Annotated in this window: 11 protein-coding genes, 1 tRNA gene and 1 pseudogene; 11 read left to right on the top strand and 2 right to left on the bottom strand. The window is 72.7% G+C overall.

All coding sequences use genetic code 11. From position 1 onward, the window contains the following. Positions 1-36: 36 nt before the first annotated feature. Positions 37-2,037, top strand: a complete 2,001-nt coding sequence (locus RWK90_RS02385; RefSeq protein ID WP_314034300.1) for a DEAD/DEAH box helicase — start codon at positions 37-39, stop codon at positions 2,035-2,037. Positions 2,038-2,122: 85 nt separating this feature from the next. Here RWK90_RS02385 and RWK90_RS02380 read toward each other — a convergent pair. Continuing rightward, positions 2,123-2,404, bottom strand: a pseudogene (locus tag RWK90_RS02380) (HNH endonuclease family protein); the annotation flags it as partial. Positions 2,405-3,035: 631 nt separating this feature from the next. On the opposite strand from RWK90_RS02380, the gene RWK90_RS02375 reads away from it, so the two are divergent. From RWK90_RS02375 to RWK90_RS02355, 5 genes are all read left to right on the top strand, one after another. Further along, complete coding sequence (locus tag RWK90_RS02375) at positions 3,036-5,951, top strand: DEAD/DEAH box helicase (RefSeq protein ID WP_314034298.1); 2,916 nt, start codon at positions 3,036-3,038, stop codon at positions 5,949-5,951. Then, a complete protein-coding gene (locus RWK90_RS02370; protein WP_314034296.1) occupies positions 5,948-6,697 on the top strand; it encodes a hypothetical protein in 750 nt (249 codons plus the stop codon). The genes RWK90_RS02375 and RWK90_RS02370 overlap by 4 nt, the downstream gene beginning before the upstream one ends. Positions 6,698-6,746: 49 nt before the next feature. Next, positions 6,747-7,934 (top strand): metallophosphoesterase, encoded by a 1,188-nt coding sequence (locus RWK90_RS02365; protein ID WP_314034295.1) that lies wholly within the window; start codon positions 6,747-6,749, stop codon positions 7,932-7,934. Then, the gene (locus tag RWK90_RS02360; protein ID WP_314034293.1) at positions 7,931-10,621 is read left to right on the top strand and encodes an AAA family ATPase; all 2,691 of its coding nucleotides are present in this window, start codon (positions 7,931-7,933) and stop codon (positions 10,619-10,621) included. Before RWK90_RS02365 ends, RWK90_RS02360 begins: the two co-directional genes overlap by 4 nt. 78 nt (positions 10,622-10,699) lie before the next feature. Next, positions 10,700-11,179: a MarR family transcriptional regulator gene (locus tag RWK90_RS02355; RefSeq protein ID WP_314034291.1), complete on the top strand. Its 480-nt coding sequence runs from the start codon at positions 10,700-10,702 to the stop codon at positions 11,177-11,179. 120 nt (positions 11,180-11,299) lie between these two features. On the opposite strand, the gene RWK90_RS02350 is transcribed toward RWK90_RS02355, so the two are convergent. After that, a tRNA-Arg gene (locus RWK90_RS02350) sits at positions 11,300-11,375 on the bottom strand. A 191-nt stretch (positions 11,376-11,566) separates the two neighbouring features. On the opposite strand from RWK90_RS02350, the gene argS reads away from it, so the two are divergent. From argS to thrB, 5 genes are read left to right on the top strand one after another with little or no spacing between them, the layout of a single operon-like run. After that, on the top strand, positions 11,567-13,219 hold the full coding sequence (argS, locus tag RWK90_RS02345; protein ID WP_314034288.1) for an arginine--tRNA ligase: 1,653 nt from the start codon (positions 11,567-11,569) through the stop codon (positions 13,217-13,219). Then, positions 13,216-14,634, top strand: coding sequence for a diaminopimelate decarboxylase (gene lysA, locus RWK90_RS02340; protein WP_314034286.1), 1,419 nt, complete (start codon positions 13,216-13,218; stop codon positions 14,632-14,634). The genes argS and lysA overlap by 4 nt, the downstream gene beginning before the upstream one ends. Next, the gene (locus RWK90_RS02335; protein ID WP_314034284.1) at positions 14,631-15,977 is read left to right on the top strand and encodes a homoserine dehydrogenase; all 1,347 of its coding nucleotides are present in this window, start codon (positions 14,631-14,633) and stop codon (positions 15,975-15,977) included. Before lysA ends, RWK90_RS02335 begins: the two co-directional genes overlap by 4 nt. Further along, on the top strand, positions 15,974-17,056 hold the full coding sequence (gene thrC, locus RWK90_RS02330; protein WP_314034282.1) for a threonine synthase: 1,083 nt from the start codon (positions 15,974-15,976) through the stop codon (positions 17,054-17,056). The genes RWK90_RS02335 and thrC overlap by 4 nt, the downstream gene beginning before the upstream one ends. Continuing rightward, on the top strand, positions 17,053-18,015 hold the full coding sequence (gene thrB, locus RWK90_RS02325; protein WP_314034280.1) for a homoserine kinase: 963 nt from the start codon (positions 17,053-17,055) through the stop codon (positions 18,013-18,015). The genes thrC and thrB overlap by 4 nt, the downstream gene beginning before the upstream one ends. Positions 18,016-18,018: the final 3 nt, after the last annotated feature.

Below are 18,018 nucleotides of genomic sequence, written 5' to 3'. Positions count from 1 at the left end.
TCATAGAGGCCGGGACGCCGTAGCATGTGAGACCTCATGGACAACAACGACGAGGACCGTACCGCCACCGCCGGCGACGAGGTCGACACCGACGCCAGCACTCCCGAATCACCTGCAGCCGCCCCCACCCGTGAGGGCGACGACGCCCCCGCCGTCACCTTCGCGGACATGGGCCTCGCCCCCGCCGTGATGAAGGCGGTCCGCGACGTGGGCTACGAGGTGCCGTCCGCCATCCAGGCGGCCACCATCCCGCTGGTCCTCGAGGGGCGCGACGTGGTCGGCCTCGCGCAGACCGGTACCGGTAAGACGGCGGCGTTCGCGCTGCCCATCCTGTCCCTCATCGACCCGGCGGTGAAGGCCCCGCAGGCGCTCGTCCTGGCGCCGACCCGCGAGCTCGCGCTCCAGGTCGCCGAGGCGTGCGTGACCTACTCCGCCGACATGCCGCAGGTGAACGTCCTGCCGATCTACGGCGGCCAGGCCTACGGCATCCAGCTGTCCGGCCTACGGCGCGGCGCGCAGATCATCGTCGGCACCCCCGGGCGTGTGATCGATCACCTCAAGAAGGGGACGCTCGATCTCTCCGGTCTGCGGCACCTCGTGCTGGACGAGGCCGACGAGATGCTGGCGATGGGCTTCCAGGAGGACGTCGAGCGCATCCTCTCGGACACGCCGGAGAGCACCCAGGTCGCCTTGTTCTCGGCCACCATGCCGGCCGCGATCCGGCGGATCTCGCAGAAGTACCTCACCAACCCGACCGAGGTGAAGGTGGCGTCCAAGACGTCGACCGCACCGACCATCCAGCAGCGCTACGTCCTGGTGAACCACCGGGACAAGCTCGACGCGCTGACCCGGATCCTCGAGGTCGAGGACTTCGACGCGATGATCATGTTCGTCCGCACCAAGTCGGCGACCGAGGAGCTGGCCGAGCGGCTGCGGGCGCGCGGGTTCTCGGCCGCCCCGATCAACGGTGACATCCCGCAGAACCTGCGCGAGCGCACCATCGAGGCGCTCAAGGACGGGCGGACCGACATCCTCGTCGCCACCGACGTCGCCGCCCGGGGCCTCGACGTGCCGCGGATCAGCCACGTGGTCAACTACGACATCCCGCACGACACGGAGTCGTATATCCACCGCATCGGCCGCACCGGCCGCGCGGGCAGGAGCGGACACGCCCTGCTGTTCGTCACCCCTCGCGAGCGGCGCCTGCTCAGCCAGATCGAGCGCGCCACCCGGCAGCCCCTGACCGAGATCCAGCTGCCCAGCGTGGACGACGTCAACGAGATGCGGATGGCCAAGTTCGCGCAGTCGATCACCGAGAGTCTCGACGATCCGAACATCGCCCTTTTCCGGCGCCTGGTGGAGGAGTACGCCTCCGAGCACTCGGTCTCGATGGCCGATATCGCCGCCGCGCTGGCCACCCAGTCCCGGAACTCGGACGAGTTCCTCATGCGCGAGCCCGAGCGTCCCCAGCGACGCGATCGGCAGGACGATCGCGGCCAGGACCGTCGCGACCGGCCGGCGCGGAGTTTCTCCGACGGGCCGCGGCCGTCGCGCACGGGTAAGGACATGGCCCAGTACCGGATCGCCGTGGGCAAGCGGAACAACGTCAAGCCCGGCTCCATCATGGGCGCGCTGGCCAACGAGGCCGGCCTCAGCGGTGGGGACATCGGGCGGATCTCGATCCGGTTCGATCACTCGATCGTCGAGCTGCCCGCCGGCCTGCCGTCGGATCAGCTCGAGTCGATGAAGGGCATCCGCGTCGGCGGTGCCGAGATCGACATCCGTCCGGACAGCGGCGCGCCGGCGGGCCGACCCTCCTCGTTCCGCGACGACCGGGGCGGCAAGCCGCGCGGCGGCGGGCACCGGCGAGACGACCGCGGCGACCGCGGCGACCGCTACTCGGATCGGCGCGGCGACCGGCAGGGCGATCGCCGGGACAACCGGCGCGACGACCGTGGATCTTTCCGCCGCGGTGACGACGACCGCCGCGGTGGCGGCTTCCGGGGCCGGTCGTCGGGCGGCCAGGACCGCTACTGACGCGAGGGCGCCGGGCCCGGCGCCGATGCCGGGCCCGGGCCCGACGCGCGGCCGGACATCGGCGGGCCGCATCGCCGAGGGCCTCGTGGTCCGCTCTCGTCACCGGGAGTCCGTAGGCCGTCGCCGCGGTGAGGTAGCGGGCCGCGTAGAAGCAGTGCCGGGTCTCGTCCGGTGGTAGCCAGTCGGCGGGGGTCGAGTCGCTCTTGCCCGTGTTGACCGCCGCGGAGACGGCCAGCAGGTTGGCGTCGACGTCGTTGGCGAAGGCGGCGCGTCGCCCCGGGGGCCAGGCCCAGGCGCCGAGGTCCCACGCGGCGGACAACGGGTAGACGTGGTCGACGTGGACACCGCGTGAGCCCGTGACCCCCACGTCGACTCTACGTCCCGTGTACGGGTCGACCAGCACTCCGCCGGAGCGTTCACACGGCGACCCGGGGACGGGGACGGCCCCGACGAGATCGCGGGCCAGGACGTCGTGGCGGGTCGAGCACCCGTTACCGGATCCGGGGGCGTCCGAGACGTCGCTCCAGGCGGGCCCGAAGACGCAGGCCGACGCCCCGGAGCAGTCCCGGTCGTAGCCGGGGGCGGGCGTGCGCTCCGGCACGACCCGCACGGTGTCGAGGAGGGCGAGCACCGTCTCCCTCGGAGGACTGCCGGGCGCCGACCCGGGCGGCTCGGCGAGGTGGGAGACCAGGGCCGCGGTCAGCAGGACGGTCAGGGCGAGCGCCAGGGCCCGCGGTGCGAGCGGCGGCACGGCGCGGCACGGGGACGGTGCACGTTCACGTCCCCCGGGACCGTGCCCCGCCGTCTGTCGTCCCGCCGGCCGCGGTCGTCGCCTCCCGATCACGGCCCGATCCTGGCATCGGGGATCGGGCGCAGCCTGCCGCCGGGGGTTCCCGGGCGGGCGGCCTGTGGAGACGGACGGTACCTGTGGAGGACCCGCGGGCCGCGGCGGGGGCGTGCGCGACGGCCCTGTCGGACCGGCGTGCTTACATGTGGGCGTGACCCCTGCTCCGGCCCCCCGCCTTCACGCCGTCTGGCAGGCGGGTGTCATCGGGCTGTGGTGCGAGACGGGCCTGCGCAGGCCCGAGTCCATCGCCCCGGCGGCCTCGGTGACCGCGGTGGGTCGGGCCGGGGCCCCGCCCGAGGTCGTGGAACTGCTGGACGGGTACTCGCTCACCCACAAGATCCCGGTACGGGTCCCCCTGGACGGGCGTGTCCGCCCCGCCACGGTCCCGGGGATACGCGTCTCGGTGGCCTCGGCGGTGGACCTGTGCGCGATGGCGGACCATACCGAACACTGGGTCGGTCCGGGTCTGCGGGCGCTCGGCAGGCTCTCCGCCGGGGTGGCGGCCCTCGTCCGCGCCGGGCACGTCGTGCCCAGGATGACCCGCGCGGACGGTACGTGGGTCACGTCGTGGGCTCTGGTCGCCTCGCCCGTCGTGTCGGCGTGGACCGCCGAGAGCCTGGGCCGATGCCACGGTCTCGTGGCGGGTCGGGAGGACCTGGACAGGCTGCTGGCGGCGTTGGCGGATCAACACGCCCGGATGGCGCTGGCACCGCTGGCCGCCGGCCGCCGCAGCGCGCTGGGGACCGCCCTGATCACCGGTGGTGAGGTGACCTCGGGAGGTCACGCGTTGGCGGAGGCGGTCGCCGAGTTCGGCCGGGCCGCGGCGGCGCGCGACGTCGAGGTGGTGTTCCGCGTCGTGGAGCCGTCCGCCGCGGCGGAGGCCGGGGGGAGCGGGGGCGGTGACGGCGGCGGCGTAGGAACCGGTCACCCGCCCCCGGGCACGCCCGCTGATCCGGAGATCTCGTGGCGGCTGGAGGTCCTGGTCCGCACCGGGACGGACTCCCTGCGCCCGTATTCCGAGCTCCCGGACACGACCGCCGTCGGCGACGCCGTGCGCGACGTCGTGGACAGGGCCGTCCGGTCGTGGCCGCCGCTGGGTCGCGCCGCCCCCGCGGCGGGAAGCCCGGACCTGCTCCTGCCCACCGACCTCGTGGTGCAGCTCGTCGACGAGGGGGTGGAGGCGCTGCGCGGCCGGGGCGTCGAGGTCCTCCTGCCCCGGGCGTGGACCAGGGTGCGCACGGCCGTGCGGGTCACCGTCACCCCGCCCGGAACGGAGAACGTGGACTCCGGTCGACGTCTCGGTCTGGACCAGTTGGCGGACGTGAACTGGGAGATGGTCGTCGACGACGTGCCGCTCGACGCGACCGAGGTGCGGATGCTCCTCGACGCGGCGTCCGACCTGGTCCGTCTCCGCGGTCAGTGGGTCCGGGCGGATCCCGGCGCACTCCGGCGGGCGGCCCGCTTCCTCGCGGCGCGGCGGGGTGGTCGGGTCACCGCACCGGCACTGGCCGCCGCGATGATGTCCGAGGAGGGCGAGGGCGTCGAGATCGAGGCGCCCACGACCCTCGACTGGATCCCCTCGTCGTCGTCGATCCCCGTCGACCTCCCGCCGTGGTTCCGCGCCACCCTGCGGCCCTATCAGCTCGAGGGCGTGCGGTGGTTGACGGCGCTGGCCCGGGCGGACGTCGGCGCGGTGCTGGCCGACGACATGGGGCTGGGCAAGACCATGCAGGTCCTGGCGCTCACGGCGAGCGAACACTCCCGTGGGGTGCGCGGTCCCACCCTCGTCGTGGCACCGCTCACCCTGGTCGCCACCTGGGCGCGTGAGGCCGCGACCTTCGCCCCCGAGCTGACGGTGGCCGTCCATCACGGTCCGTCCCGCGAGCGCGGCGACGACGCGGCCGGGCGGCTCGCGGTCGCGGACCTCGTCCTCACCTCCTACGGCACCGCCGCGCGTGACGTCGAGATCCTGGCCGGGGTGCCGTGGCGTCGCCTCGTCGCCGACGAGGCGCAGACGATCAAGAACCCCTCCACGTCCGTCGCCCGCGCGATCGTGTCGATCCCCGCGGAACACCGGATCGCGCTCACCGGCACGCCGGTGGAGAACCGCCTGGACGAACTGCGGGCCGTGCTCGACTTCGCCAACCCGGGGCTGTTCGGCTCGGCGAGCACGTTCCGCGCGCGGTTCGCCGTCCCCATCGAATCCCGGCGAGACGAGGCCGCGGCGTCCCGACTGCGGGCCCTGGCCGCCCCGTTCGTGTTGCGACGCCTCAAGTCGGACCCGAGGGTGGTCGCCGACCTGCCGGACAAACAGCACATCCGGGTGGACGCACCCCTGACCCGCGAACAGGCGACGCTGTACCAGGCCGTGGTCGAGGACATGATGGAGCAGGTCAAGGAGGCCGAGGGGGCCGCCCGCAAGGGTGCGATCCTCTCCGGTCTCACCGCCCTCAAGCAGGTCTGCAACCATCCGGCGCACTACCTCGGTGACGGGTCCGGATTGCTCCGCGGGGGACGCCACCGCTCCGGCAAGCTCGCCGCGCTCGACGAGGTGCTCACCGAGATCCTCGCCGCGGGTGAGAAGGTCCTGCTGTTCACGCAGTACCGCGCGTTCGGCGACCTCATCCTGCCGCTGCTCGAGCGCCGTGCGGCCAGCGCCGTCCCGTTCCTCCACGGGGGCGTGACGGCGGCCGGGCGCGCGCAGATGGTCGAGGAGTTCCAGAGCGCCGACGGCCCGCCGGTGATGCTGGCGTCGCTGCGGGCGGGCGGGACCGGGCTCACCCTGACGGAGGCCAACCACGTCGTGCACCTCGACCGGTGGTGGAACCCGGCGGTGGAGAACCAGGCGACCGACCGCGTCCACCGCATCGGCCAGACGCGTCAGGTCCAGGTGCGCACGCTCGTCGCTCCGGGGACGGTCGAGGACCGGATCGACGAGCTGCTCGAGGCGAAGCGGGATCTGGCCGAACTGACGCTGGGGCCGCTCGCGGGCGCCCTGACCGAACTCGCCGACGCCGATCTCGCGGCCTTGGTCGAGCTCACCGGTGAAGGGCAGGACGAGGAATGACCGGAAGGGGGATCCGGGCGCGCTCACGTGCCGGGGCGTTCGGTGGCCACATGTGGAGTCGCCGGTGGGCGAGCGACCTCGAGTCCGGGGTCACGCGCGGGGAGGCGTACCTGGCGCGGAAGGCCGCGCGGGCCGACCGGGTGCTCTCCCTGGAACACGCGGGGAGGTCGGTGCGGTGCGACGTCGACGGCAGCCGCCCGGAGCCGTTCACCGTCGAGTTCTCCTTCGCCCCCCTCGACGACTCGGATTCGGACGCACTGCGTCGGGCCCTGCGGCGCGAGGAGCACGGGGTGCTCGGCGCGCTGGCGGGCGACTTCTCCGACACCGTCGGGTTCCTGCTCCTGCCGGCGGTTCACGGTGAGACCTCGTTCTCCTGCCACTGCCCCGTGCAACCGGGCCCGTGCCTGCACGTCCTCGCGGCCGCGTACGTCATGGTCGAGTGGTGGGACGCCAGGCCGGACGTCCTCTTCGCGCTGCGCGGCCTGAGCGCCGAGAACCTCGGCGCGGTGCTCCGGGGCGGGGACGACGACGAGGTGTCCGTCGACGTCGAGGAGTCGCTGTGGGCGACCGAGCCGATCCTGCCGACGGTGCCGTCCCCGGAGCCCGCCGGTCTCGAGGACCTGCTGGACACGCCCGTCGCCCGCAGGCTCGCCGCCGCCACGACGAGCGACCCGCTGGAGCAGCTCCGGGTGGTGGCCGACCTCGAGGACTTCCTCGACGCGTTCGGCGACTACCGGGCGCCGTGACGGGCCCCGCCGCGGCCGCCGTGTCGGACCGGCGTCCTACGATGCGCCCATGACCACCCCACGGGACGGTGAGACCATCAGATTCCTGCATTCCGCCGATTGGCAGCTCGGCATGACCCGGCGTTTCCTCGGTGTCGAGTCGCAGGCGGTGTACACGGCCGACCGGCTGGCGGCCGTCGCGTCACTGGGCACGCTCGCCGCCGAGCACGGCGCCCGGTTCGTCGTGGTGGCCGGTGACGCCTTCGAGGACAACGCGGTGCCCCGCTCGATCGTGCTGCGCGCCGTGGAGACGCTCTCGGCGTTCCCCGTGCCGGTGCTGGTGCTCCCCGGCAACCACGATCCCCTGGACGTGGCGTCGGTGTTCCGGTGCAGGGACTTCGCCCCGGCGGTCGAGGGGGGCCGTGTCGTGGTGCTGGACGGCACCGGGCCCGTCGAGATCGCTCCGGGCGTCGAGGTGGTGGGCGTGCCGTGGACATCCAAACGGCCGGATCCCTCCCGGCTGCCCGCGCTGCTCGCCTCGCTGGAACCGACCGACGGGCTGCGCGTCCTCGTCGCCCACGGGGGGACGGACGAGATCTACGGGGGGCACTCGCCGTCGGTGGAGGCGATCGCGGTCGCGTCGCTGGAGGAGGCCCTCGGCTCGGGGCGGATCCACTACGTCGCGCTCGGTGACAGGCACTCGGTGACCCGGGTGGGCTCGGGCGAGCGGATCTGGTTCTCGGGCAGCCCCGAGACCACCGATTTCGACGATGTCGAGACGGATTCCGGCCACGCCCTGCTCGTGGAGCTGACTCGGGGTGCGGAGCCGGCCCGGGCGGGTGCGTGCGAGGTCACGCCGCTTCGGACCGGGCGGTGGTCGTTCCGCGCGATCGACGCCCGGATCGACACGGATGCGGATCTGGACGCGCTGGCCGAGCAGGTCGAGGCGATCGGGGACAAGCCGCGGACGGTTCTCAAGCTCGGGCTCACGGGGACCGTCGGCGTGGCGTTGCGGGCGCGGATCGACGACCTTCTCGAGACGTGGGACGCCCTGTTCGCCGCCGCATATCTCCGGCAGTCGCGGACCCATCTGGTGGTCCGGGCGGAGGACACGGACTTCACCGACCTGGTGGACGGCTACGCGGGGCGCGCCGTGGCGGACCTGGTCGAGATGGCCGGAGCCGGCGGGGCGGACGCCGAGGACGCGGGCCACGCCCTCAGCCTGCTCTACCGACTCGTGGACGGAGGGACCCGATGATCCTGCACCGACTCGTGCTCGAGGACTTCCGTGGGGTGTTCCGCGAAGAGGTCGACCTCCCCCCGCGCGGGGTGCTGGTGATCGAGGGCCCCAACGAATCGGGCAAGACCAGCCTGATGGACGCCCTGGAGATGCTTCTCGAGCACAAGGCCTCGTCGGGGCGCGCCGAGATCAAGGCCGCGAGCCCGGTGGGCAGGGACGTGCCCGTCGTGGTGGAGGCCGAGTTCACGGTGGATTCGCAGCGGATGCGCTACCGCAAGGAGTTCGTCCGCGGGAAGCGGACCTCGCTCGAGTTCCCGGGCTCCACGCGCCCGGCCCTGACCGGGGACGACGCGCACGACTACGTCCGTGATCTCCTGGACCGCCAGGTGGACCGGTCATTGTGGAGGGCGTTGCGGATCGCCCAGGACGAACCGGTGGGTCAGGTCGACGCCGCCAAGGGGATGGGGTCGCTGCGGCGCGCGTTGGACGCCGCGGCGGGCGGGGAGGACCCCACGGGTGACGACTCCCTGATGGAGCGGGTCGCCGACGAGAGGAACCGCTATCTGACGGCCCGCCGCGGTGAACCGACCGGTGAGCTGGCTCGCTCGGAGGCGCGACTGGCCGACGCCCGGGCGGCCCTGGCCGAGGCCCGGGCGCGACACGCGGAGCTCGACGCGGCGGTATCGGATCACGAGGCGCAGGCCTCCGTGCACCGGGCGCGGCAGGAATCGCTGGACACCCTGCGGGCGGAGGTCGACCGGCTCGAGGCGGCCGGCCGGGCGGTGGACGAGCTGCGCGGCGCCTGTTCGGCCGCGGAGGCCGAGCTCGACCGGGCCGTGGCCGCACACGACGGGGCGTCCGGCGCACTGCGGGAGCGCCGCGCCCTGATCGAGCGGGCCGCTGCCGAACAACGCCGGCACGACGAGTCGACCTCGGCCGCCACCGCCGCGGCGGAACGGCTGGCACCGGCCCAGGCGCGGGCCGAGCACGCCCGCGCGGCGGCCGAGGCGGCGGAGGAGCGCCTGTCCCGCGCCCGGGCCCGCCTCGACGCGGTCCGCGCGGACGACGAGCGGGCCCGGCGGCGCGCCGAGCTGGAGCGCCTGGAGCGGCTCCTGGGAACGTTGGCCACACTCGGCGAGGAACTCCGCGGGAAGGAGGCCGACCTCGCGGCGAATGCCGTCCCGGAGGGGGCCGTGGAGGAACTCCGGCGCGCGGAGGACGCCCTCCGGCAGGCCGTGGCACGGAGCGCGGCCAGCGCTCCCAGGGTGGAGATCGCCGGCAGCGGCGAGGTCCGGGTCGCGGGGGAGCACCTCGACGCGGAAGCGGGGTGGTCGCGGGACATCGTGGCGGACACGGTCTTCGAGGTGGGCACCGTGTCGCTCACCGTCATCCCGGCCGGGGACACGGAGGCGGTCCGTCGGGAGGAGGGCAACGCCCGCGCGGAGCGGGATCGTCTCCTCACCGGTCTCGGGGTCGCCTCCGTGGAGGAGGCCGACCTCCGGGCTCGCCGTGCCGAGGGCCTGCGGGCCGAGGTCGAGGCGCTGAAGCGACGCCGCGCGGACCTGCTCGGCACGGACACCCCGCAGGATCTCCACGACCGACGCGACGGTCTACGGTCGCTGGTGGGAGACGATCCCGCCGCCGGGGACGGGCTCGCCACCGCGACGAACGCCGGCGACCGGCACGACGCGGGTGGGGTGGAGGTGTCGGCGGAGACCTCGGACGGGGGGACCGACTCCCCGGGAGCCGACTCCCCGGAGGCCGAGGCCACGGAGGCGGAACACGTGCTCGCGCGGCTCCGCGACGAGGACCGTGCGGCGGAAGTCGAGGCGGCGACGCTCCGGACGGAGCACGCGACCAGGACCGCGCTGGCCGAGGAGTCCGCCGGACGCCTCGCCGAGTGCCGGAAGGCGCTCGACGCGGCGCGGGAGGAGGTCGCGGACCGCGATCTCGAGGTGGCGGAGAGCCGGGCCGGTGACCGGGTCCGATCGGCGAGGGAGAAGGTCGACCAGGCGAGGGCCGCTCTCGCCGAGGCACTCGCGGACGCACCGCCCGATCTGCTGGAGAACGCCCGGGCCTCGCTCACCACGCTCGTCGCCGAGGAGCGCGACTCCGCGGCCGCCGTCGCCACCGCTCTCGGGCGGGTCAACGCGATCGGGGACCAGGGACGGCTGGAGGGGGTGGCCCTGGCCGAGAGGGAACTCGACTCCGCGGAGCGGGAGAACGCCGCCCTGTGGCGGCGGGCGCGTGCGGCGGACCTGCTCCACCGCACCCTCGTCGAGCGCCGCTCGGAGGCGCTGCTCGCGTACCAGGCACCCTTCCACCGCGCGGTTGTCGAGCTGGGGACGCTCGTCTACGGGCGGGACTTCGACGTGAGCCTCGGAGAGGACCTGACGATCCTGTCCCGGCGGATCGGCGACGTGACCGTGAACTACGAATCACTCTCCGGCGGGGCACGGGAGCAGTTGGCCGTCATCGTCCGCATCGCCTGCGCGCGACTGGTCGGCGAGAACGGCGTGCCGGTGTTCCTCGATGACACCATGGGGTACACCGACCCCTCGCGTCGACTGACGATGGGCGCGGTCATCGCCGCCGCGGCGGCGACCTCACAGGTGATCGTGCTCACCTGCGACCGGGCGCGCTTCGCGGGTATCGGCGGGGCGCGCACCCACGTGATGCAGCGGGTGGCCGCCGCTGCGGAGTGAATCCCGCCTGGGAGCACCCCTGGAGAATGGGGGAGTACCTGGACACGTGACCGGTGAGTGTCGTGATGTAATGGTCACATGAGTCAAACACGCTGGTTGAGCGACGACGAGCAGCGCATGTGGCGCCGGTACCGGGACGTCAATCAGTTGCTCGAGCTGGCGATGGAGCGTCAACTCCAGCGTGATGCCTCGATGTCACAATCCGATTACTCGGTCCTGGTGAGCCTCAGCGAGGGCAACGAGCGCGGCCTCCGGGCACGCGAGCTCGGCGCCGCTCTGGGGTGGGACCGTAGCCGCGTGTCCCACCAGGTCCGTCGGATGGAGGGACGCGGACTCGTGGCGAAGGGCGAGTGCGCGGAGGACGGCCGAGGCACCGTCGTCACGCTGACCGAGGCCGGCGCCGAGGCGATCGCCTCCGTGGCGCCCAAGCACGTCGAGAAGGTCCGCGAACTGTTCATCGACGCACTCTCCGCGGACGAGGTGGCCACGCTGACCGACATCTTCGAGCGGGTCGTGAACCGGATCGGACAGGTCGACGGGATCACGTTGCCGCGGTGACGGTCCGGCACGGGATCCGGTGACCCGGCGGTCCTGCCGGGCCACCCGGTCCTCGGACCGGCTCACCTGACAGCACGAGAAAGGCCCGGGCAGTCGCCCGGGCCTTTCTCGTTTTTCCGCTGGTGCCCCCGAAGGGAATCGAACCCCTGACCTTTGGTACCGGAAACCAACGCTCTATCCCCTGAGCTACGAGGGCGGGATACCGGCCCGCACGGGGCCGGAGACTGAACTCGGAACCCACACTCGGTGGAGCCCCTCGAACAGCGAGACTGATCGTAGCACCGGCCCCGGGATGGCACCGCATCGGGCCCCGCCCGGTGTCCGCGACACGGCCGCCGACGGCATCGGATTCCCGGCTCGACGTGCCGACATCTAGGATGGGCAGACGTGACTCCCGCCGACCTCGCCGCCGTCATCCGCGCCGCCCTCATCGCCGTTCTCACCGAGCGTGGGGCCGACACGTCGGTCGTCCCGGAGACGGTGACCGTCGAGAGGCCGCGCAACCCCGAGCACGGTGACTACGCGACCAACATCGCGCTCCAGCTCGCCAAGAAGATCGGGTCCGCACCGCGCGACCTCGCCCAGGCGCTCGCGGACGCCCTGGCGGAGGATCCGGGTATCGCCTCGGCCGACATCGCCGGGCCCGGCTTCCTGAACATCCGGCTCGACTCCGGTGCGCAGGGCTCGCTCGTGGCGACCGTCCTGGAGACGGGGGAGCGCTACGGTCACGGCGACGCCATGGCCGGCCGTCGGGTGAATCTCGAGTTCGTCTCCGCCAACCCCACCGGGCCGATCCACCTGGGTGGTACCCGGTGGGCCGCCGTGGGCGACGCGCTCGGGCGCGTCCTCGAGGCGTCCGGCGCCGAGGTGACCCGTGAGTACTACTTCAACGACCACGGTGCGCAGATCGACCGGTTCAGCCGCTCGCTGGCCGCCGCCGCCCGTGGCGACCGGACCCCGGAGGACGGGTACGCCGGGGCGTACATCCAGGACATCGCGACCCAGGTGGTCGCCGCACACCCGGACGTCCTCGACAAGCCGGAGTCCGAGGCTCTCGAGACGTTCCGGGCGGTCGGCGTGGACCTGATGTTCACCCACATCAAGAACTCCCTCGCCGAGTTCGGGACCGTCTTCGACGTCTACACGCACGAGAACTCGATGTTCACCTCGGGCGCGGTCGACCGTGCCATCGAGACGCTCAAGGGCAACGGCAACCTGTACGAGTCCGACGGTGCGTGGTGGCTCCGCTCCACCGCCTTCGGCGACGACAAGGACCGTGTCGTTCTCAAGTCCGACGGCAACGCGGCCTACATCGCCGGCGACATCGCCTACTTCCTCGACAAGCGCGAGCGCGGCTTCGACCTGTGCATCTACATGCTCGGTGCCGACCACCACGGGTACATCGCCCGTCTCAAGGCCGCCGCCGCGGCGCTGGGCGACGATCCCGCGGCCATCGAGGTGCTCATCGGCCAGATGGTCAACCTCGTCCGGGACGGCGAGCCGGTCAAGATGAGCAAGCGCGCCGGCACCGTCATCACCCTCGACGACCTCGTCGACGCGATCGGCGTCGACGCCGCGCGCTACGCGCTGATCCGGTCCTCGGTGGACCAGACGATGGACATCGACCTGCAACTGTGGACGTCGGCGACCAACGACAACCCCGTGTTCTACGTCCAGTACGCCCACGCCCGGCTGTGCTCGCTGGCCCGTAACGCGGCCGACCTGGGCGTCACCACCGAGGGCGCGGACCTGTCGCTGCTCGTCGAGGACCGCGAGGGCGCGTTGATCCGGACGATCGGCGAGTTCCCCCGGGTCGTCGCGAGCGCCGCGGACCTGCGCGAACCGCACCGCGTCGCCCGCTACCTCGAGGAGCTGGCCGGCGCGTACCACCGGTTCTACGACACCTGTCGGGTGCTGCCGATGGGTGACGAGGAGCCCGGGCCACTGCACGCGGCCCGACTCGCCCTGAGCTCCGCCACCCGCCAGACGCTGGGCAACGGCCTGCGTCTGATCGGCGTCACCGCCCCGGAGAAGATGTGAGCGCGCACCCCGCCGGCTCCCGGCACGAGGTCCCGCACGCCCCCGGTATCGGCGACCGGCCCGCGGACGCGGACGCCCTGATGGCGTTGGCCCCGTCCGTGTGGCCGCGCAACGCCCGACGGCGTGAGGACGGCGTCACGGAGTTCGCCGGAGTGCCCGTGACCGAGCTCGCCGCGGAGTTCGGCACGCCGCTGTTCGTGATCGACGAGGACGACTTCCGTTCGCGTTGTCGCGAGATGGCGGAGGCATTCGGGGCGCCGGAGCGCGTCCACTACGCCTCCAAGGCCTTCCTCACCACCGAGATCGCTCGCTGGGTCGCGCAGGAGGGCCTCGGTCTCGACGTGGCGTCCGGGGGTGAACTGGCGATCGCGCTCCGCGCCGACTTCCCGCCGGAGCGCATCACCGTCCACGGCAACAACAAGTCCGCCGAGGAACTGCGGCTGGCGGTGCGCAGCGGTGTCGCGCACGTCGTGATCGACGCGATGTCGGAGATCGACCTGCTGGACCGCATCGCCCGTGAGGAGGGCGTGGTCCAGGACGTCTTCATCCGCGTCACCGTCGGCGTGGAGGCCCACACCCACGAGTTCATCGCCACCGCGCACGAGGATCAGAAGTTCGGGTTCTCCCTGGCCGGTGGCGCGGCGATGGAGGCCGTCCGGGCGGTCTTCGGCGCCGGGAACATCCGGCTCACCGGGCTGCACAGCCACATCGGGTCGCAGATCTTCGACATCGACGGCTTCGAGCTCGCCGCGCGTCGGGTGATCGGCCTGCTGCGTGACATCTCCGACGAGTTCGGCGCCGAGCGCGCGGCCCAGCTGGATCACCTGGATCTCGGTGGGGGACTGGGCATCAGCTACACCGCGTCCGACGATCCACCGCCGGTGGCCCAGCTGGCCGGCTCCCTCCGCGCGATCGTCGAGGGCTTCGCGCACGACGCGGGCCTGACCCCGCCGACCCTGGTGGTCGAGCCGGGGCGTGCCATCGCGGGCCCGGGTACGGTCACCGTGTACGAGGTCGGTGTGGTCAAGGACGTCGGGCTCGCCGGTGGCGAGACGCGGCGCTACATCAGCGTCGACGGCGGTATGAGCGACAACATCCGCACGGCCCTGTACGACGCGGTCTACGACGCGCGGCTCGTGGGGAGGGCCTCGGACGCCGACCCGGTCGTGTCGCGGCTCGTGGGCAAGCACTGCGAGAGCGGAGACGTGGTGGTCCGCGATCTGTGGATGCCGGAGGACGCCGACTCGGGTGATCTGGTGGCCGTCGCGGCCACGGGCGCGTACTGCTACTCGATGTCGAGCCGGTACAACCTGATCGGCCGCCCCGCGGTGGTCGCGGTGCGCGATGGGCGGGCACGACTGATACTTCGGCGAGAGACCCTGGACGATCTGACGAGCCTGGAGGTGGGACAGTGAGCGACGTAACCGCGTCGGGCGTACGACCCGTGGGGGTGGCGGTGCTCGGGATGGGCACCGTCGGAACCGAGGTCATCCGCTACATGACCGAGAACGCGGAGGCGCTGGCCGCCCGCATCGGGGCGCCCCTGGTGCTGCGGGGTGTGGCGGTGCGCGACCTGACCAGGGATCGAGGGCTCGACCCGGACCTGCTCACCGCCGACCCGGCCTCGCTCGTGTCCCGCGAGGACGTCGACATCGTCGTGGAACTGATGGGGGGCATCGATCTCCCGCGTCCGCTCCTCCTCGAGGCGCTGCGCCACGGCAAGGCCGTGGTGACGGCGAACAAGGCGCTGCTGGCGGAGTACACCGACGAGTTGGCCGAGGCGGCGGACTCCACCCACACGGACCTGTACTTCGAGGCGGCCGTCGCCGGTGCGATCCCGGTGATCGGCCCGCTGCGGCGGTCGATGGCCGGCGACCAGGTCGAGCGCGTCCTGGGCATCGTCAACGGCACCACCAACTACATCCTGTCCGAGATGGGATCGACGGGGGCCGACTACTCGGAGACCCTCGCGGAGGCGTCGCGACTGGGGTACGCCGAGGCCGACCCCACGGCCGACGTGGAGGGGTACGACGCCGCGGCGAAGGCGGCCATCCTCGCGTCGATCGCGTTCCACAGCCGGGTGACGGCAGGCGACGTGTACCGCGAGGGCATCTCCCGCATCTCCCCGGACGACTTCGAGTCGGCCCGGGACATGGACTGCACGATCAAGTTGCTCGCGATCTGCGAGAAGCTGCGTCAGAGCGACGGCTCGGAGGCCGTCTCGGCGCGCGTGTACCCGGCCCTGCTGCCGAACAGTCACCCGCTCGCGGCCGTCAACGGCGCGTTCAACGCGGTGGTGGTCGAGGCCCAGGCGGCCGGTCGTCTCATGTTCTACGGTCAGGGCGCGGGTGGCGCCCCCACGGCGTCCGCGGTGCTCGGCGACATGGTCGCGGCCGCCCGCAACAAGGCCGGAGCCGGCCGCGCCCCGGGGGAGTCGACGTACGCCGCCCTGCCGGTGGCGGACATGAACGAGATCGCGACCCGGTACCACGTGCGCATGCGGGTCGCGGACAAGCCCGGCGTGCTCGCACTCGTGGCCGCGGAGTTCTCCCATCACGGGGTCTCCATCGCCCAGGTCCGCCAGACCGAGGTCCAGGTGCCGGAGGCCGAGGACGTCGAACCGACCGCAGAGATCACCGTCCTGACCCACCGGGCCACCGAGCGGGCGCTCGCCGACACCGTCTCGGCGCTGTCGGAGCAGGATGCGGTCACCGCCATCACCAGCGTCATCCGTCTCGAGGGAGTGGACACCGAATGAGCAACACCCACCAGCCCGTGCACAGCCGCTGGCCCGGCCTCATCGAGGCCTACCGCGACCGGCTGCCGATCGGCGACGACTGGGAGCCGGTGACGCTGTACGAGGGCGGGACGCCGCTCATCCACGCCACCCACCTGTCGGCGGTGACGGGGTGCGAGGTCTATCTCAAGGTCGAGGGTCTCAACCCGACCGGGTCGTTCAAGGACCGGGGCATGACCATGGCGGTCACGGACGCGAAGGCGCGGGGCCAGAAGGCGGTGCTGTGCGCGTCGACGGGTAACACCTCGGCGTCGGCGGCGGCGTACGCCACCCGCGCGGGGATGGGCTGCGCGGTGCTCATTCCGCAGGGCAAGATCGCGGCCGGCAAGCTCGCCCAGGCGGTCATGCACGGCGCCACGATCATCCAGGTCGACGGCAACTTCGACGACTGCCTCGAGCTGGCGCGCAAGACGACCGCCACCTACGCCGAGATCGGCCTGGTCAACTCGGTGAACCCGGTCCGGATCGAGGGCCAGAAGACGGCGGCGTTCGAGATCGTCGACGTCCTCGGCCGCGCGCCCGACCTGCATTTCCTCCCCGTCGGGAACGCGGGCAACATCACGGCCTACTGGAAGGGCTACAGCGAGTACCACGCCGACGGCGTCATCTCGTCCCGTCCGCGGATGATGGGTGTCCAGGCTGCCGGTGCGGCCCCGCTCGTCGACGGCGCGCCGGTGAAGAACCCGGAGACCATCGCGACGGCCATCCGGATCGGCGCCCCGGCGTCGTGGGACGGGGCCGTGGCGGCGCGGGACGAGTCCGGCGGCACGTTCCGCAAGCGCACGGACGAGCAGATCCTCGAGGCGTACCGCACGGTGGCCGGTAAGGACGGCGTCTACGTCGAGCCCGCCTCGGCCGCGTCGGTGGCGGGACTGCTGGACGCGCACGCCAACGGCGAGCTCGAGGCGGGCCAGACCATCGTGTGCACAGTGACCGGTAACGGCCTCAAGGACCCGGACACGGCGCTGCTCGGCATGCCCGAGGTGGAGCCCGTGCCGGTCGATCCCTCCGCGGTCGCCGGCGCCCTCGGGCTGCAGTGAGCGACGTGGACGGCCCGGGCCCGGAGGTCTTCGGCAGCTCGGGTGGGCGGATCCTGCCCGTCGGGAAGACCGTGACGGTCGAGGTCCCGGCGTCGAGCGCGAATCTCGGTCCCGGCTTCGACGCGCTCGGTGTGGCCCTGGGGTTGTACGACACCATCACGGTGACCGTCATCGAGGCGGGGCTGCAGCTCGAGGTGTCGGGGGAGGGCGCGGGCGAGGTGCCCGAGGACGCCTCCCATCTGGTGGCGAAGGCCGTCGAGGCGGGACTGCGGGCGGGCGGTGTCGGCGCACCCGGCGTGCGCATCGCGTGCCGCAACGCCATCCCGCACTCGCGTGGCCTGGGCTCGTCCGCCTCCGCGGCGGTCGGGGGTCTGGTCGCGGCGAACGGGTTGATGGACGGGGCGTTGTCCACCGATCACCTCGTGCAGCTGGCGAGCGAGTTCGAGGGGCACCCGGACAACGCGGCGGCCAGTGTGCTCGGGGGCGTCGTGGTGTCGTGGACGGAGCGTTCCGGTGACGGCGTCCGCTACCGCGCGGTGCGGATGGAGGTCGACCCGTCGATCGTGGCGACCGTGCTGGTGCCGTCCGAGACGTCGTCGACCGCGCAGACCCGCGGTCTCCTGCCGGCGAGCGTCCCGCACGAGGACGCGGCGTTCAACGCGAGCCGCGCGGCGCTGATGTCGGTCGCACTGGCCTCACACCCGGAGCATCTGCTGGCCGCCACCGAGGACCGGTTGCACCAGTCGTATCGTGCGCCGGCGCTGGTGGGGACCACGGAGTGGGTCGCGCGGCTGAGGGATCGCGGGTTGGCGGCGACGGTCTCGGGCGCGGGGCCGACCGTGCTGGTGCTCGGCACGGGCGCCCTGCCGGCGGATCTGCGGGAGCTGGCCGAGCGGCAGGGGTGGACGGTGCTGGACCTGGGCATCGCGGACGGCGCGCGCGTCGTCGACGCCGGCTGAGCC

Source organism: Dietzia sp. CH92 (genome assembly GCF_032248695.1).
GTDB lineage: Bacteria > Actinomycetota > Actinomycetes > Mycobacteriales > Mycobacteriaceae > Dietzia.
Note: the sequence above shows the minus strand (reverse complement) of the source record. Positions and strands in the feature narration are given on the sequence as shown.

What these genes read in the sequence shown, in the direction of transcription:
- RWK90_RS02385 (WP_314034300.1), top strand. Translation starts at nt 37, where the DNA reads ATGGACAACAACGACGAGGACCGTACCGCCACCGCCGGCGACGAGGTC.
- RWK90_RS02370 (WP_314034296.1), top strand. Translation starts at nt 5,948, where the DNA reads ATGACCGGAAGGGGGATCCGGGCGCGCTCACGTGCCGGGGCGTTCGGT.
- RWK90_RS02365 (WP_314034295.1), top strand. Translation starts at nt 6,747, where the DNA reads ATGACCACCCCACGGGACGGTGAGACCATCAGATTCCTGCATTCCGCC.
- RWK90_RS02360 (WP_314034293.1), top strand. Translation starts at nt 7,931, where the DNA reads ATGATCCTGCACCGACTCGTGCTCGAGGACTTCCGTGGGGTGTTCCGC.
- RWK90_RS02355 (WP_314034291.1), top strand. Translation starts at nt 10,700, where the DNA reads ATGAGTCAAACACGCTGGTTGAGCGACGACGAGCAGCGCATGTGGCGC.
- thrC (WP_314034282.1), top strand. Translation starts at nt 15,974, where the DNA reads ATGAGCAACACCCACCAGCCCGTGCACAGCCGCTGGCCCGGCCTCATC.